At 73.7% G+C, this 17,911-nt stretch carries 7 protein-coding genes and 2 pseudogenes; 6 read left to right on the plus strand and 3 right to left on the minus strand.

Going from position 1 to position 17,911, the window contains the following annotated elements:
* The first annotated feature begins 118 nt into the window (after positions 1-118).
* From ACI1MP_RS32260 to ACI1MP_RS32270, 3 genes are all read left to right on the plus strand, one after another.
* On the plus strand, positions 119-325 hold the full coding sequence (locus ACI1MP_RS32260; protein WP_404870169.1) for a hypothetical protein: 207 nt from the start codon (positions 119-121) through the stop codon (positions 323-325).
* A 104-nt stretch (positions 326-429) separates the two neighbouring features.
* Entirely contained in the window at positions 430-654 is a 225-nt protein-coding gene (locus tag ACI1MP_RS32265) for a hypothetical protein (protein WP_404870170.1), read from the plus strand.
* Positions 655-818: 164 nt separating this feature from the next.
* On the plus strand, positions 819-1,595 hold the full coding sequence (locus tag ACI1MP_RS32270) for a transposase (protein ID WP_404870171.1): 777 nt from the start codon (positions 819-821) through the stop codon (positions 1,593-1,595).
* Positions 1,596-1,696: 101 nt separating this feature from the next.
* On the opposite strand, the gene ACI1MP_RS32275 is transcribed toward ACI1MP_RS32270, so the two are convergent.
* Positions 1,697-2,602, minus strand: coding sequence for a phosphotransferase family protein (locus ACI1MP_RS32275; RefSeq protein WP_404870172.1), 906 nt, complete (start codon positions 2,600-2,602; stop codon positions 1,697-1,699).
* A gap of 33 nt (positions 2,603-2,635) precedes the next feature.
* On the minus strand, positions 2,636-2,878 hold the full coding sequence (locus tag ACI1MP_RS32280) for a hypothetical protein (RefSeq protein ID WP_404870173.1): 243 nt from the start codon (positions 2,876-2,878) through the stop codon (positions 2,636-2,638).
* Between the two features lie 38 nt (positions 2,879-2,916).
* Here ACI1MP_RS32280 and ACI1MP_RS32285 point away from each other — a divergent pair.
* Positions 2,917-3,189: pseudogene (locus tag ACI1MP_RS32285) on the plus strand (flavodoxin family protein); the annotation flags it as partial.
* A 768-nt stretch (positions 3,190-3,957) separates the two neighbouring features.
* Here the strand turns inward: ACI1MP_RS32285 and ACI1MP_RS32290 are convergent.
* A pseudogene (locus ACI1MP_RS32290) lies at positions 3,958-4,692 on the minus strand (BTAD domain-containing putative transcriptional regulator); the annotation flags it as partial.
* 185 nt (positions 4,693-4,877) lie between these two features.
* Here ACI1MP_RS32290 and ACI1MP_RS32295 point away from each other — a divergent pair.
* Both ACI1MP_RS32295 and ACI1MP_RS32300 read left to right on the plus strand, forming a co-directional pair.
* On the plus strand, positions 4,878-10,907 hold the full coding sequence (locus ACI1MP_RS32295) for a LamG-like jellyroll fold domain-containing protein (protein ID WP_404870174.1): 6,030 nt from the start codon (positions 4,878-4,880) through the stop codon (positions 10,905-10,907).
* Entirely contained in the window at positions 10,904-17,911 is a 7,008-nt protein-coding gene (locus ACI1MP_RS32300; RefSeq protein WP_404870175.1) for a SpvB/TcaC N-terminal domain-containing protein, read from the plus strand. The genes ACI1MP_RS32295 and ACI1MP_RS32300 overlap by 4 nt, the downstream gene beginning before the upstream one ends.

The following is a 17,911-nucleotide window of genomic DNA, read 5'->3' on the forward strand; positions in this document are numbered from 1 at the left end:
GTTGGTCGGACTTCGCGAACAACTGGTAGCAACCCGCGCTCCTGCCAGGATCAGCACCATCGGCCGGGCCCGCACCACCGCGGGCCCGGCACCCGCCCCAACGCCCCGGAGCACCACCGTGAAGACCCGCGCCTACGGCACCATCCGCGTCACCCTGCCCAGCCTCGACTCGACCGACCAGCATCTGGAGCCGGTCAGCCGCCTCGGCGGCGAAACCGCCCGCGACTTCGTCCTCGCCGACGCCGACGTGCGCGACCTCGACCTCGCCGACACCGCGCTCCTTGCCGGCCGCATCCGCAGCCTTTCGCTCAGCGCACCACCCTGACAGGTGTCCGCCTATCCTCCGTTGAGATCACCGCCAGCACCATCGCCTCCCTTACCTGGTGCGGCAGCCGCGCGACCCAGGCCCACTGGGCCAGGAGCCGCGTCATGGGCGCCGTCACTCTCAACGACGCTCTGTTCGAGGGCTGCCGCCTCGATTACGCCGCCTTCGAGAACGCCTGTTCCTCTGACACTGTTTCCTTCGACCGCTGGGTCCTCACCGACGCGACCTTCACCGGCGGCGTTCTGCTCGACCTCGCCCAGTCCGACCAGCTCGCCCGGGCGGTGCTCACCGACCTCGGCGCCACCATCCGCTCGCTCGACCAGCCCTGACGAGGAGACCCGCCGTACCCAATGCCGTCCCGCACTTCGGCCTGAACGCCGCTGGCCGTCCGTGGTGAGACCGGAACGTTCCGCGCCGAGAACCGCGACCCGGCCTGATTCGCAGGGTAAAGGCTGTCTCGTAACTCCGTGGGCTGGGCTGCGTTGGTCTGGGTGTGCAGGTGCTGTCGGCGGAGCGTCGTGAGCTCATCGAGGTGTTCACCGGGCTGCGCCCGGTCCAGTTCCGGCGCCTGGTCCAGGCGGTGAAGTACCGCGGCGGCCGCACGCTGGACCCCTCCAGGCCCGGGCGCCCCTGGGCCCTGTCGCTGGAGGACAGGGTTCTGCTGGTCGCGGTCTACTACCGGACGAACCTCACGATGCGCCAGCTCGCGCCGCTGTTCGGCGTCTCAACGGCGGCCGCCCACCGGATCATCGACCGGCACAGCCCGTTCCTGGCCCTGGCCCGCACCCGTCGCCACCCCACGGCTGACGAGGTCGTCATCGTCGATGGCACCCTGGTCCCCACCCACGACCGCAGCGTCGCGGCTCCGTCGAAGAACTGCCGGCACTCGGCGAACCTGCAGATCCTCGTCGACGCGCACACCCGCCTGGTCCTGGCCGTCGGCAGGCCTGTGCCCGGCAACCGCAACGACTGCCAGGCGTTCGCCGAGTCCGGCGTCGACGCCGCCTGCGGCGACGCCGTCGTGCTTGCGGACGGTGCCTACCGCGGCACCGGCACGCTCATCCCGCACCGACGCCGACCAGGCCAGGACCTGGACGACTGGCAGAAGGACGACGACCGCTCCCACCGACGTGTGCGAGCACGCGTCGAACATGCCATCTCCCGCATGAAGAACTGGAAGATCCTCCGCGCCTGCCGACGCAAAGGCTTGGCCGTCTACTGGGCGGCCAGCGGCATCGCCCGCATGCACAACCTCGCCCTTGCCGGCTGAACTCCGCCGAACCAGCGGGATCTGACCCCACGCCGTCAGCCGAGTTACGAGACAGCCTTTAGGCAGCCGAGGCAGGGAATCAGCGACCTGTGCGAGGCGCGCTAGAGAATGTTCCATCGCATCTCGGCGTCCGCTTCTCGGATTCCGGCGATTCTTCGCCGCACCTCCGAAAGGGTCTCGCTTCCGGCCGGGGCGCGTTTCGCGTTCGTCGTCACCATCCGCAGCTCACGGAGGTCGCGAAGAACCGGGTAGCCGTCCCACTCGGTCGCGTCGAAGCCGTACCTGTCCGCGAATTCCTCGTAGTGGGACCGGCCATACCCGAATCTCCTGCAATGGATCTCCACCGTCACAAGGTCGAGTTCAGGTGGGCCGAAACACACGGTGTCCCAGTCACACAACACCGCCGCGCCGTGGCAGTGCAGTGCGTTCCGATGCTGTGGATCACCTTGCAGAAGCCCGGGTTTGAGCACGTACCGGACCTGGGCGAGCGCGGCTTCGAGCGAGGACACCCGTGCGCTGAGGAAGTTCAGATCACTTGCCGGCAGCTCAGTAGTAGCGGCGATGGATCGCCGGATGGCTGCGACGGTGTCGAGCGGACGGACTTCGATGGGAGGAAGCGGTAGTTGATGGAGGGAGCGTAGCGGGCCGGCGAGGTAGGCGGCCGGTACGGCTCGCTGGGGCTGGGGAAGATGCCGCCAGAACGTGACAGCGTGCCGACCGACCAGGACGGGCTGCTCCACGGGCAACAGCTCAACAGTCGGGAACTCCATGGCCATCAGCCATTGCACGAGCGCCACCGTCCGGCGGACATCGTCGACTTCGGTTCCCGCTCGGGCGATCTTGACTACCGCTCCAGCGGCTTCCAGCAGGTAGACGGCGTTGGTGTGGCCACGCAGCAGCTTGGCATCGGAGGCGTCGACTCCAACGTGTCGGCAGGCGGTTTCGAGGACGGCGAACACCTCGGACTCGGCGAATCCGCCGATCCGGGTTTCCGGAACAGTCGTCATGCCCGTAAGGCTGACGGGCCGAGGCCGATCCTGTCATATCCGGCCGGTGGGCAGAGCGAGAAGTTCACCGAGCTGTCGAGCAGTACGGGTCTCGCGGACCCGCACAGGCATTATCCGGATCACCTCCATGGTGCGTACGTCCAGGATCTCCGTCCGTAGCTCCTCGGGCACCGCCAGGTAGGTGCTGCTGGCAAGCTCGCAGGCCTCACCGAATTCATCTGACCAGCCATCAGCTATGTTCTCCGACACGCAATCCTCAACGAGGCGCAGGGTCACCAGGTCACGGAGTGTCGTTGCAGTACTAACCCGAATCCCTGTACAGCCTCCAGCACCTCGGCTTCGTGATCCCGCCGCAGGCCGACGCGGGCTGGGTGGGGGAGGCCGGGCCGGGGCCGTCGTGCCTGGATCCCGGGTCGGGTGGGCCGGAGAACGACTTCACCAATCGGAACACGACGTTCATGACGCGGAATCAGCTGCACCTGGCGCGGATGCTCAAGGACGCCGGGGGCATTCCGGCGTACGGCAACCAGCGTTCGGAGTGGGACGCGGGCTGCCGCTTCGACTTCGAGAACCCCGAGCACCGCTGAGCGCGGACCGGGGCGGGTGGGAGTCGAGCGGAATCCGGCGTCTGCTGCTCCACTGCTCCCCGCGCCCGCGGGGATGGTTCCCGGCCGGTCGAGGCGGGCTGCGCTGCGGATCGCAGAGGCCGTCGGCGGTCCGGCGGGGGTGAGGTCGGCGCGGCCGGACGGAGCACGTGGCGAGGCCCGGCAGGAGCGAGGAAGGCCGCCGAGCGCGGCTGTGCCGGCCCTTGCCGGAATCCGGGGAACCACCGCCGTGAGCATCGGGAGGATCCCGCCGCCCGGAGTCGCAGGGGCGCGTGAACTGTTCGTCGACCGCTTGAGGATCCCTTCGCCGACCACTTCGACTTCCGGCCGAGTAGCGGCGAACAGCGGTGGGAGGACGTGGACGGCGCCCACTCCGGCCGGTCCCCAGTGCTGCCAGGGGTCGGGGACGCGGCGGTGCCGCGTACCGGCAACGATCGGACCGGCCTGGGCCGGTCGGGCGGCCTCGGGGTGCTGCCCGCTGCCTGCGGTCGGGGCATCGGCGGGTGTCCGCCGCGGCGGTTCTTCGGCCGCGACGGCGATGCCGCGCCCGGCCGCGACCGGGTGGGCCTCGACGCCGATAGAGCCGACAGAGCCGGCAGCGCCGACAACGCGGACAGCGCCGACAACGCCGGGGCCCTCGTCCGGTGCGAGCGCCACGGCACGGCGCTCGACTTCGCGGTGGACGGCCGGGAGTCGGTCCTCCCGGTCCGGTCCCGGCCGCAGCGCCGGGTCGTGGCGCAGGATGGCCTGCTGGGTGCCGGCGAGTTCGGCGCCCGGCTCCACGCCGAGTTCCGCCACCAGCCGCCGGCGGGAGCGTCGGTAGAGCGCCAGAGCGTCGGCCTGCCGGCCGGTGCGGTAGAGCGCGAGCATCAGCCGGGCCAGGGCCCGTTCGCGCAGCGGGTGCTCGGCGACCAGCGCGGTCAGCCGGGCCGCCGCGTCGTCCGGGCGGCGCAGCGCCAGCTCGGCCGCGGCCGCCGACTCCACCGTCAGCAACCGCAGTTCCTCCAGCCGGGCGCTGTCGGCCCGGAACGAGCAGTGGTCGTGGAACTCGCCGAGGGCGGCGCCGCGCCACAGGCCGAGGGCCTCGCGCAGCAACTCCAGGGCGCGGTCCGGCCGGCCGCCCGCCAACTGCTCCCGGCCGTCGGCGGCGGCGCGTTCGAAGCGCCGGGCGTCGATCCGCTCCGGGGTGACCAGGAGGCGGTAGCCGGCCGGGTCGTACCCCAGGACCGGCGCCCCGGAGGCGGCGACGAGTCGGGTGCGCAGCCGGGAGAGGTGGCTCTGCAGGCTGTTGAGCGCGCTCGGGGGCGGCTCCTCCTCCCAGACCGCGTCGATCAGTTCGGCGGCCGGGACGGTCCGGCCAGCGGCCGCCGCCAGAGCGGTCAGCGCGGCACGCTGGCGGGTGCTGCCGAGGGTGAGGACGCACCCGTCGTAGCGGACCTCCAGCGGCCCGAGCACGCCGAACTCCCACCCCGTGCGGCCGCCCATCGGCGTACCTCCCCGCTCTGCTGAAGCTTCGTCCGTTGACTCTGCTTGCCCGGACTGGGCATCGAATCAACGCGGGATCAACGGACTGATGCGTTCGTGTTCATCACCCCGCCCACATGCGAGCTGCACGCCATCCACAAGTCCTCCTCGCCAAGCTGACGAATCGTCACCACGAGAGGACTCCCATGAACCGGCAGGACATGACCGACCCCACCGATCCGACCGCCGATCCGACCATGCTTCCCCCGGTCGACGACCCGAACTGGCCGCCGCCCCCGCCGACGCCCGTGCTCTCCGTGAAGATCAACGGGGCGGGCGTCAGCGCCCCCCAGCCGGGCGCCTGGTTCGAGCTGAGCGGCTCGGTCACCGTGAAGTACGCGTCGGACCTGTCCGTCGTCGTCCGGTTCGACGGCCGGACCTACGACGTCACGCTGTCCGGTTCCGGCTACACCAAGTCCTGGCGGGCGAACGTCCAGGCCTACCGCCCCGGGAACTTCATCGCGACGGTCTCCGCCGACGCGCAGGGCGAGGAAGGCGCCTACGTCGAGGCCCAGGCCAGTGCGTCCGTCCAGATCACGCTCGGCAGCACCGAGCCGGACCTGACCGTGGTCGCCCCGGCCGCCGGCGCCCTCGGCGTGCCGATCGGCGGGCTGCCGCTGGACATCACCGCCTCCACCTCCACCGGTTTCGGTGCGCGGACGATGAGCTGGGAGCTGGTCGGCACCGGCTCGGGCGGCCTGGTCGAGGGCCCGACCGGCACCTTCAAGGGCACCTTCCAGCTGCCCGCAGCGCCGCTCGGCGCCCGGGTGCTGCGGCTGCGCTGCCGCGACGCGGTGGGCAACACCGCGACCCGGGACGTCACGCTGGCCGTCCAGGACATCACCCCGCCCACGCTCACCGTGCAGAGCCCCACCCCCAACAAGGAGTTCACGCTCAAGGACGGCGTGGCGACGATCCCGGTCACCGGCGCCGCGGTGGACGGCCAGAGCGGGGTCCGCATCGTCCAGTACCGGGTGGACGGCGGCGCGTGGACCGACGCCGTCGCGGCCTCGCCCGGCTGGGCGGCCTGGAGCGCCTCGCCGAACATCTACGGCTACGGCACGCACACCATCGGGGTGCAGGCCGTCGACGCCGCGGGCAAGGTCACCGCGACCGACATACCGGTGCGCGCCGTCAGTGAGTACCGTCCGGCCTCGCTGGAGGAACGGCTCTCCCAGCGCGCCTACCTGGACTCGCTGCTGGGCTTCGCCCAGGGGCAGGCCACCGTGCCCGGCGGAGCCCTGCTCTCGAAGCGCATCGCGGAGGTGTTCCGCCAGCAGTTCGCCGAGCTGAGCACCGCGCTGGCGGCGCACGGCGACGCCGGACACCGGCCGGTCAACGAGCTGACCGGGGTGATCGACGTGCTGCGCCGGCACGTCGAGGACAAGAGCCCCAAGCTGGCCGGCCACTGGACCTTCGACGACGACGCGATCTGGGAGAACGAAGCCGGAGACCGCTCCGGAAACGGGCACACCCTCACCTTCCCGGCCGGTCTGGTCCGCGCGCCGGGCCGCAGCGGCCAGGCCGTGAGCTTCGACGGCAGCACCAACGGCGGTCTGCTGCCGCACACCGACAGGTTCGAGATCGGCTGGAACGGCACCGACTTCACGGTCGGCTTCTTCATCAACGTCCGGCAGGGCCCGACCGGCCTGTGGCGCAAGGTGATGCACAAGGGGAACGACAACCTGCAGCGCACCTTCGCGATCTGGCTGCAGCCCGACGCGCTCAGGCTGCACGCCCGGTTCAGCACCACCACCGAGTACAACTCCGGTCTGAACGGCACCGCGCCGCTGCAACTGAACACCTGGACCCACGTCACCTTCGTCAAGCGCGGCAACCAGGCGCTGCTGTACCTGGACGGGAAGCTGGACAGCTCCGCCCCCTTCACCGGACGGGTGGTCGGGAACGACGGCCCGCTGCGGGTCGGCGGCGCCCCGTGGGGCCCCGGCTTCAACGGCATGCTCGACGACCTGCGGGTCTTCACCTACGCGGTGGACGAGGCCGGGGCCGCCAAGCTCGCCGCCGGTGCCAACCTCCCGACCCCGGAGACCGTGCCGGTCGCCGCCGAGGCCGAGTACCGGTGGACCGCCTACCAGACCCTGCTCGGCGAACTCGGCACCTCCTACGAGGAGTTGCGCCTGGTGCGCGGCGCCGACCAGGCCTCCCGGCAGGCCCTCGCCGAGCGGCTCGGCCTCCCGCTCTCGCCGAGCCGGCCGGACCAGCTGGACGCGCTCACCCTTGAGCCCGCCGTGCTCACCGAGGACGCCCTGGAGCGGCTGTTCGGCCTGCGCGACACCGGCACCGCCAAGCCCCAGCTGCGCCAACTCCCGCGCGGCCAGGTCCTGGAGTGGCGGGAGGAGTGGATGCGCGTCCGCTGGGCGCGGCAGGACCGGACCGCCACCGGACGGGAGTTCGCGGTCATCGTCGACCCCGACCTGCTGAGCGACCTGGACGTCCGCCCGGCGAGTCAGGCGGCCGCGCTGCTCGCCGCCCGCCGTACCACCCTGGGCGGGGTGGTCCAGGGCCTGAGGACGCGGCGCGAGGCCGCCGCCGACCCGGCCGCCGGCTACCGCGCCGTCCTCGCCGACGCCCTGCCCGCGACCGACCTCGACGCCCTGGACGCGCAGGAGCGGGCCGGGGCCGACATCGAGCCGCAGCTGACCGCCGCCGGGCTCACCCGCGAGGCCTTCCTGCTGCTGCGCCGGATCAAGGCGCTGACCGCCGCCGTCGGCGCGCAGGTCACCGCCGCCGAGTGGGACAGCCTGTACGCCGTCCTCACCCAAGTGAAGAAGGTCGCGCAGTACTACCCGCAGTGGCGCTCCGAGGAGTCGGCCCTCACCCTGTCGCCCGACCAGTTCGTGCCCGGTGCGGCGGCGCCCCGGCTGCCCGCCTGGCGGGCCCGCCAGGCCGCCCGCCGCGGCTGGGAGACCGTCCTGCGCTCCCGCGCCCAGGAGCACCGCGCCCTCACCGACGGGCACGCCGCGCTGCTCGCCGCCACCGAGGAGAGCGCCCTGCCGGTGCTCCGCGACGCCCTGCTGGACGCCGCCCGGATCGGCGCCCGCCCGGAGGCCGCCGACGCGCTCGGCGAGCGCTACCAGCTGCCGGTCGGCGCCGGCGGCGCGCTGCGCACCACGCGCATCCTGCAGGCCGTGGAGACCCTGCAGAACGTCATGTTCTCGCTGCGGGTCGCCCGCTTCGGCAACGGCCACCCGGCCGGCGGCTGGAAGCTCACCAGCGAGAGCGACTTCGACGCCGACTGGGCCTGGATGGGCGGCTACGACACCTGGCGCGCCGCCCTGCTCGCCTTCCTGTATCCCGAGAACCAGCTGGATCCCACCCGCCGCACCGCCGTCTACACCCCCGATCCGACCCGCAGCGAGCCGTTCACCAACCTGGTCGGCCGACTGCGCTCGGTCGCCCGGCTCAGCCCGGTCGAGGCCCGCCAGCAGGCGGCCGCGTACTGGCAGGAGCTTCCGCAGGCGCTGCGCGACCGGTTCGGCACCGGCTTCCAGCTCACCGACGTGCAGACCGACACCCAGCTGCTGGCCCTGCGCGAGCTGTCGCAGCGCCTGCTGTCCCCGTTCGAGATCCGCGACACGACCGGCGTCCCGAAGGCGCCGTACCTGCAGCCTGCGGCGGTGGACCTGCTGGAGGTCCTGTACTTCGTCCCGCTGCTGCTCGCCCAGGGGCTGCAGGCCTCCGGCGAGTACGTCACGGCGCTGGACTGGCTGCAGCGGGTGTACGCGTACCACCGGCCGACGGCCGAGCGGAAGGTCTGCCACCTGCTGGCCCTGGAGCAGCACGGCCCGGCCGACCTGACCCTGCCGCCGCGCTGGACCAAGAACCTCAACCCGCACACCGTCGCCGCCGGCCGGCCCAACCCGTACACCCGCTACACCCTGCTCGCCCTGATCCGCTGCTTCGTGGACTTCGCGGACTCCGAGTTCGCCCGGGAGGAGACCGGCCGGGCCCGCGGGCTGTACGGCGCCGCGCTCGACCTGCTGGCGCTGCCGGACCTGTGGCCGACCGGCGTCACCACCGGTGACGTCGCCTTCCCCAACCAGGACGCCGTCGCGCTCGGCGCCCGGGCCCGCGCCCAGCTCGCCAAGATCGGACAGGGCCGGAACATCGCCGGCATGCTGCGCACCGTCGACCTCGGCCAGGCGATGACGGCGGGCGCCGGCGCCGCGGCCCGGCGTGCCGTCGCGCCGCCGACCCCGTACCGCTTCCGCTCGCTGGTCGAGCGGTCCCGGCAGCTGGCCGGGCAGGCGAGTGCCGTCGAGGCCCAGTACCTCGCGGCGTTGGAGAAGTACGACGAGAAGACCTACCGGCGGTTCGAGGCCGACCAGGCCGTCCAGCTGAGCGCCGCCCAGGTGACGCTGGCCGCCCGCCGGCTGACCGAGGCGGAGACCGGCACGGAGCTCGCCACCGCCCAGCAGGAGCGGGCGGCCTACCTGGCCGGCCACTACGCGGACCGGTTGCAGGCCGGGCTGAACAGCTACGAACAGCGGATGCTGAAGGGCTACAAGCAGGTCCGCGACATGCGCAACGTGATCGGCGCGCTGGACGCCACCATCGGCGTGGCCCAGCTGGCGGCACAGTCGGCCAGCCTCGTCGACTTCATCGGCAGTTTCGGCATCAAGCAGGTCGCCAACGGCGTCGCCAGCGCGGCGATGATCGGCAAGGCGGTGGCCGGCGGCAAGCTCAACCTGCTGGAGGAGCAGCTGCAGGCCAACACCTTCATGGCCGGGATGGAACGCCAGAAGGACGACTGGCGGCTCCAGTTGGGCCTGGCCGAGAAGGACGGCAACATCGCCGCCAAGCAGGGCCAGGCCGCCGCCGCCCACCTCGACGTGGTCGCGCAGGAGAAGGCCGTCGCCGAACTCCAGGCGAGCCAGGCCCAGGCCACCCTGCTCTTCCTGGACGGGCAGTTCACCAGCGCCGAGCTGTACCACTGGATGGCCCAGGTGCTCGGCGGCGTGTACCGCTACTTCCTCCAGCAGGCCACCGCGGTCGCCCGCCTCGCGCAGGAGCAACTCGCCTTCGAACGCCAGGAGTCCGTCTCCGCCTTCGTGCGCACCGACTACTGGCAGGCGCCCGGCGACGGCGCGGACGCCGACCGGCGCGGGCTGACCGGCTCGGCCCGGCTGCTCCAGGACGTCCAGGGGCTCGACCAGTACGCCTTCGACACCGACCGGCGCAAGCTGAACATCACCCAGACCTTCTCGGTCGCCCAGCTCGCCCCGGTGGAGTTCGCCCGCTTCCGGCAGACCGGCGAACTGGACTTCGCCACCCCGATGCGCTGGTTCGACGAGGCCTTCCCCGGCCACTACCTGCGCCTGGTGCGGCGGGTGAAGACCTCGCTGGTGGCCCTGGTGCCGCCCGGCCAGGGGATCAGGGCCACCCTCGCCTCCTCCGGCATCTCCCGGGTAGTGGCCCGCTCCGGCGACGCGGGCGCCACGCTCACCGAGACCGCGCTGCGCCGCGACCCCGAGCTGGTCGCCCTGACCTCGCCGGTCTCCGCCACCGGAGTGTTCGAGCTGGACGCCCAGTCCGAGATGCTGCTGCCGTTCGAGGGCACCGGCGTGGACACCACCTGGCGGTTCGAACTGCCGCGCGCGGCCAACGCGTTCGACTACTCCTCGATCGCCGACGTGGTGCTCACGGTGGAGTACACCGCCATGCACAGCGAGGAGCACCGGGCCCGCGTCGTCGAACGCCTCAACAGCGCCCAACAGCGCAGCGGCGAACGGATGTTCAGCCTCCGCGAGGACTTCCCGGACCTCTGGTACGCGCTGCACAACCCGGAGACCGCCGGCCCGCGCGGCGCCGGCCTCACCCTGGCCCGCCCGGACTTCCCCGCCCAACTCGACCAGCTCGCCGTCGGATCGGTGGCGCTGTGCGTCCTCGACCTCGACAGCTCGGAGGAGATCCCGAAGATGGGCGTCACCCTCACCCGCGGCGCCCTCGGCGGCGAGGCGCAGACCTACCAGGGCGTCGCCTCCACCCGCCGCGGCAACGCCGCCGCCTGGACCGCCCTGTGCGGCCAGCCCCCGGCCGGTGACTGGCAGCTCGCCTTCGGCCCGGAAGCCGACGAGCTGTTCGACTCCGGACGGCTCGACGACATCCTGCTGGTGGTCGGCTGGATCGGGCAGGCCCCGAGGTGGTCGGCATGAGCGTGAAGGCCCCCGTCATCGACCTGCCGAGCGGTGGCGGCGCGATCGCCGGCCTCGGCGAGGCGTTCCGCGCCGACCCGCAGACCGGCACCGGCACCTTCACCCTCCCGGTGGAGCTGCCGGCCGGCCGGGCCGGCCTCACCCCGAAGCTCGCCCTCGAGTACAGCTCCGGCAACCCCAACGGCCCGTTCGGCATGGGCTGGCGGCTCAGCCCGCCCGACGTCCGCCGCTCCACCCGGCGCGGCCTGCCGCACTACGACGAGCGCGACACCTTCCTGCTCTCCGGCGCCGAGGACCTCGTCCCGGTGCCGGGGTGCGCCCCCGGCCGCACCCGCTACCGCCCCCGCACCGAGAGCGGCTTCGCCCGGATCGAGCACGTCACCGCGGACGGCCAGGACTACTGGGAGGTCCGCACCGGCGACGGGCTGACCAACCGCTACGGCACCGTACGCCCGCCGCAGGCCGCACCCGACTGGCGCGACCCCGCGGCCCTCACCGACCCGGCCGACCCGGCCCGGATCTTCGGCTGGCTGCTCAGCGAGAGCGCCGACCCGCACGGCAACCGGGTGCTCCACCGCTACCGACGCGACGCCGGACCCGGACACGAGCAGCTGCACCTCGCCGACATCCGCTACGTCGAACGCGGCGACGGCGAGTTCCTGGTCCACGTCGTGCTCGACCACCAGGAGCGGGCCGACCGGACCAGCGACCGCCGACCCGGCTTCGAGCTGCGCACCGCACTGCGCTGCACCCGGATCGAGACCTGGATGCACCACGGCGAGCAGCCCGTCCTCGCCCGCCGGGTCGAGTTCGGGTACACCGAGGCCGCCAACTCCGCGTCCCTGCTCACCCGGGTCACGGTCAGCGGGCACGACGGCGAGGCCGTCCAGAGCACCCCGCCGATCGAGCTCGGCTACTCCGGCTACGACCCGGCAGCCCGCCGCCACCGCCCCCTCGGCGCACCCGCCGGCGCGCTGCCCGCCACCTCGCTGGCCGACCCGACGCTGGAACTGGTCGACCTGTTCGGCGAGGGCCTGCCCAGCCTGGTCCAGCTCACCGGCCAGTACGCCCGCTACTGGCGCAACCTCGGCGACGGGCGGTTCGCCCGGCCCGTCCCGCTGACCGCCCCCGACGGCCTCGCCCTGGCCGACCCGGGCGTCCAGCTCGCCGACTGCGACGGCGACGGCCGCACCGACCTGCTGGTCCCCGGCGGCCACTACCCGCCCGCCCCGAACGGAGGCTTCGACCCGGCCCGGTTCGTCCGGCACGCTGCCGCGCCGCCGTTCGACCTGGACGACCCCGCCGTCAAACTGGTCGACCTGGACGGCGACGGCATCACCGACGCCGTCCGCAGCGGCGGCGCGGGCCTGGAACTCTTCCTCCAACAGCCCGGCCGGGGCTGGACCACCGCCCGCCGGGCCCCGGCCGCGCCCCCCGTCCCGTTCACCGACCCCCGGGTCCACCTCGCCGACATGACCGGCGACGGACTCTCCGACATCGTCCTGGTCGAGCACCGCCGGGTGCGCTACTGGCCGTACCTCGGCCACGGCCGCTGGGGCGCCGAGATCCGGATGACGGCCGGCCCGGTGTTCGACGAGGGCACCGACTTCGACCCGCGCCGGGTCCTGCTCGGCGACCTCGACGGCGACGGCTGCGCCGACCTGGTGTACGTCGGCGACGGTCACCTCACCCTCTGGCTCAACCGGTCCGGCACCGGCTTCGCCCCGCCGCTCACCCTGCACGGCACCCCGGGCGTCACCGACCTGGACGCCGTCCGGCTGGTCGACCTGCTCGGCCACGGCACCCAGGGCATCCTGTGGAGCCGCGACGCCGGACGCGGCACCGGCTACGCCTTCCTCGACCTCACCGGGGGAACCAAGCCCTACCTGCTCACCTCGGTCGACAACCACCGCGGCATGCGCGGCGAGATCCGCTACGCGCCGTCGACCCGCTTCCGGCTGGCGGACGCGGCCGAGCGGCGGCCCTGGGCCACCGTGCTGCCCTTCCCGGTGCAGGTGGTCGCCGGGACCACCGTCCGGGACCAGCTGGCCCGCTCCGCGCAGAGCACGGTCTACCGCTACCACCACGGCGCCTGGGACGGCGCGGAGCGGGAGTTCCGCGGCTTCGGCCGGGTCGACGTGTTCGACGCCCGGACCGACCGGGCCGGCGAGCAGTCGACCCCGCCCACCGAGACCCGCACCTGGTACCACCTCGGCCCGCTCGGCCCCGCCGAGGGCGACTGGAACGCCCCCGACCTGCGGCCCGAGCACTGGTCCGAGGACCCGGCCCGGCTCGGCCCCACCGAGTACCGCCTGCCCGAGGACGCCCCGCGCCGGGCACTGCGCGACGCCGCCCGCGCGCTGCGCGGCCGGGTCCAGCGCAGCGAGCTGTACGCCGCCGACGGGCACCCGGTGCTCGGACCGCGGCCCTACACCGTCACCGAGTACCGCCACCGCGTCGCCGCCGTGCTGGACGGCGCCGCCGGGGCGGCCGGACGCTGGGCGGCGCGGCCGGTCGTCCACGCGGCCGAGACCGCCCACCGCAGCACCGATTGGCTGCGCGGCGACGAGCCCATGCACCGCTTCGGCTGGAGCGACGACTTCGACGAGTACGGCCGCCCCCGGCTCACCGGCGAGGCCGGCGTGCCGCGCGGACAGGACCCGGCCGCCCCGACCGGCGGCGGCGAGCCGTACCTGGTCGGCGCGGTGCGGACCGAGTACGCCGCCGGCGACGACGGGCAGGCGCCGCGCCTGGACCTGACCGCCGCCACGACCCGGCTGCAGGTCACCGACCCCGGCACGCTGCCGCTCGCCGAGCTGTGGCGCACGGTGGGCGCCGGCACCGCCGCCACCGTCCTGCTCGGCCACGAGCGCACCCACTACGACGGCGAACCCTTCGAGGGCCTGCCGCTCGGCCGGGCCGGCGCCCGCGGCCTGCCCGCCCGCACCGAGACCCTGGTGCACACCGCCCGCACCCTCACCGCCGCCTGGGACGAGGAGGCGCCGCCCTGCCTGGCCGGGACGGAGTCTCCCGCGGACTACCCGGCCCAGTGGCGCGACGCGCTGCCACCGTACGCCGGCTACCGGTACGTCGCCGGAGAACCCGGCCGCCCCGACGGCTGGTACGCCGTCACCTCGCGGCTGCGGCACACCGACCGCGGCCAGGTCGCCGTCCAGCTGGACGCCCTCGACGGCCGCACCGAAGTCGCCTACGACCGCTACGAGTTGCTTCCGGTGCGCACCACCGACCCGGTCGGCCTCACCAGCACGGCCGAGTACGACTACCGGGTGCTGCGCCCGGCCCTCGGGACCGACCCGAACGGGAACCGGACGCTCCTCACCTACAGCCCGCTCGGCCTGCCGACCTCGATTGCCCTGCTGGGGCGGTCGGGGGAGGAGGACGGCGACACCCCGGAGCAGCCCGGCACGGTCTTCGAGTACCGCCTCGACGCCTGGGACGTCGAGGGCGGGCCGGCCTGGGTGCACACCAGCCGCCGCACCGAGCACCGCTGGGCCGTGGTCCTCGCCGAACGCGCCCGCCGCCTGGCCGCCGGGCGGCCCGCCCCCACCACGGCGGAGATCGCGGCGCTGTTCCCCACCGACGAACGGGAGCGCCACCCGGAGCGCTTCGTCCAACAGCGAGAGGCGACCGACGGGTTCGGGCGACTGCTGCAGACCCGGGTGCAGGCCGACGAGCTGACCGTCGCCACGCTCGGCCTGCCCGCCGACCCGGCCGCGACCGTCGGCGAGGCGGTGGGCCTGCTCGGGCAGGCCGGCGCGCCCCGGGTCGCCGTCACCGGCTGGCGGACCTACGACGACAAGGGCCGGGTGACCGTCGCCTACGAGCCCTACTACGCCGAGGGCTGGAACTGGACCCCGCCCGAGGAGCAGCAGCCCGACCTGGCCCGCGTCACCACCCACCGCGACCCGCGCGGCGAGGTGGTCCGGGTCACCGCTGCGGACGGCTCCGAGCTGCGCACCGTCCACGGGCGCCCGGCGGCCCTCGGCACGCCCGACGAGTTCCGGCCCACGCCCTGGGAGACCTGGACCTACGATGCCAGCGACAACGCCGGCCGCACCCACCCCGGCACCTCCGGCACCCCGGCCGGCCACCACGACACCCCGACGACCGCCCTGCGCGACGCCCTCGGCCGGACCGTCGCGACCGTGGAGCGCCTGGCCGACCGCGCGCTGACCACGCGCACGCGCCTCGACTTCGAGGGCCGGGTGGTGGAGACCGTCGACGCCCTCGGCCGGACCGGCTCGCGCACCGCGTACGACCTGCTCGGCCGCCCCTGGCGCACCGAGCACCGCGACTCCGGGGTGCGCCGCCGGGTGCTCGACCCGCTGGACGGCCCGCTGGAGGAGCACGACGCCCGCGGCGCCGTGCTGCTCACCCGCTTCGACGCCGCCCACCGGCCGGTGCGGCTGTGGGCCCGCGACGACGCCGACAGTCCGATCACGCTGCGGGTGGAGACCGTCTACGGCGACACGCTCACCGCGCCGGACGCCGGGGCCAACCTGCTCGGCCGGGCGCACGTCGTGCGCGACGAGGCGGGCGAGCTGACCCACGAGGCGTACGACCGGGCCGGGCGGCCGCTGGAGACCGTCCGGCGGCTGCCCGGCGAGGAGCTGCCGCTGCCGCTGCCCGGTGACTCCGGTGGCCCGACCGACCCCGGAGGCTCGGACGGCCCGGGCGGCCCGCCCGGCTCGGGCGATCCGATGAGCCTGACCGGCACCGGTGCCGCCACCGTCGCCGCCACCGGCACCGGCGGCGGCGTCGAGGGCCCGGCACCGCTCGACCTGGCGACCTACCGGCTCAGCAACCGCTACGACGCGCTCGGCCGGCGCACCCTGCTGCGCTGCCCCGAGGACGTCACCGGCCACCGGGCCGAGATCACCGCGGGCTACGGCCGCTCCGGCGCGCTCGCCGAGCTCGCCCTCGACGGCGTGCCGCACCTGCGCCGCGCGGCGTACGACGCCCGGGGCCGCCGGGTGCTCACCCTGTACGGCAACGGCGTGCTGACCCGCGCACTGTACGACCCGCACAGCGGCCGGCCGGCCCGGCTGCGCAGCGAGCCGGCCACCGAGTTCACCGGCGCCGACGGGGCGCCGCACTGGCAGTCGCGGGGGCCCGCCGTGGAGGACCGCGCCTACCGGCACGACCTGGTCGGCAACGTGCTCACCGTCACGGACACCCACTCCGGCTCGGGCCTCGCCCCGACCCCCGACCGGCTGATCCGCCTGTTCGACCACGACCCGCTGTACCGGCTGGTCGCGGCCACCGGCCGGGAACACGAGATCCGGCCCGCCACGCCGTGGAGTGCGGGCCCGGCCGGCACCGACCCGACCCGTACCCGGGCGTACCGGGAGAGCTACGAGTACGACGACGCCGGCAACCTCACCACGCTGACCCACGCGGCCGACGGCGCCGGCCGGGTCCGCCGGATGCCCACCGAGCCGGGCCACGACCGGCCGGCCGCGCTGCTGGTCGCGGACGTCCGCTACGAGCACCGCTGGGACGCCTGCGGCAACCTGCTCTCCGACGCGGACAGCCGGCACTTCGGCTGGGACGCCGCCGGCCGGCTCACCGGCTACCGCGAGCAGGCCGGGCGGCTGCCCACCCTCCAGGTCGTCAACCGCTACGACGCCGCCGGGCAGCGGGTGCTGAAGACCCGTCAGGACATGGGCGGGGCCCGGCGGCTCACCGTGGACATCGACGGGGTCTTCGAGCGGATCGTCCTGGTCGCCCCGACCGGCGCGGTGTCCGCCCACGACACCGTCCACCTGCCGGACGGCGAGTCCCGGGTCGGCTCGGTGCGGTTCGGTCCGGCCCTCCCCGGGGACCTCACCCCGGCGGTGAAGTACGCGCTCCACGACCACCTCGGCAGCGTCGGCGCCGTCCTCGACCAGGCCGGCGCGCTGGTCAACCGCGAGGAGTACACGCCGTACGGGGAGACCTCGTTCGGCTCCTACGCCGCCAAGCGCCACCGCTTCACCGGCATGGAACGCGAGGAGGAGAGCGGCCTCGCCCGCCACGGCGCCCGGCACTACGCGCCCTGGCTCGGCCGCTGGACCTCACCCGATCCGGCCGGCGAGGCGGACGGGTCCAATCGCTACGCCTACACCCGCGGCAACCCGCTGCGGCGGGTCGACCGGACCGGCACGAGCGGCAAGGAAGCGGACGAGGAGAAGTCGAAGGCCGGCGCGGAGAAACCGCCGAAGCTCTCGCTCTCGCAACAGATCCGCCGGCGGATCGGCAAGGCCGGGCAGGAGACCGCGACCTTCCTGCCGCCCGCTCCCGGCACGGGGCCGTCCGACTCGGAGATCGCAAAGGACCTGCTGAAGTCCGCGGCGGTCAACGCCGTCCAACAGCACCCCGTGGTGCAGGCGGCGAAGCTCGGGCTGGAGCTCGCCGAGAAGTCCGGGGTCGACGTCCCGGGCGTCGCCCAGCACGTGGTGGACGGCGTGACCGAAGGTCCGCACGCCGCCGGCGTGCAAGTCGGCCTCGGCCTCAACCTCTGCCCCGGCGTCTGCCTCTTCGTCATGGACGTCAACGTCGGCGTGTACTTCACGCCGCCCACGCTCAACAACCAACTGTTCGACTCCATGCACTTCTTCGCGGGAGGGGGCAGCGCCGAGGCCGGCCTCACGGGCAGCGACACGAGCATCCCCGGGCCGACGCTCGCGGGCATCCCCCTCGCCGTCGGTGCCAGCGCCGGTGGCGGCCCGTACGCGAATGTCTTCTGGACCCAGGCGGCGACCCCGGGCGACTTCCGCGGGGAGGCCCGCAACGTGGCCGCAGGTTACGGCGACTGGGGCGGCGGAGTGAGCGTCAACTCCTCCAAGCAGATGACCTACAGCGCCGGCACGGCCAAGGGCGGCTTCGGCGGCGGGGTCTTCACCTTCGACAGCTACACGTGGATGAGCGACAACGTCTGGCCGTTCCCGAGCTACGCCGACATGGAGTTCTCGACCCGCCGGTTCCTCGGCATCCCCTACTGA

The organism is Kitasatospora griseola (assembly GCF_044999035.1).
Lineage (GTDB): Bacteria > Actinomycetota > Actinomycetes > Streptomycetales > Streptomycetaceae > Kitasatospora > Kitasatospora griseola.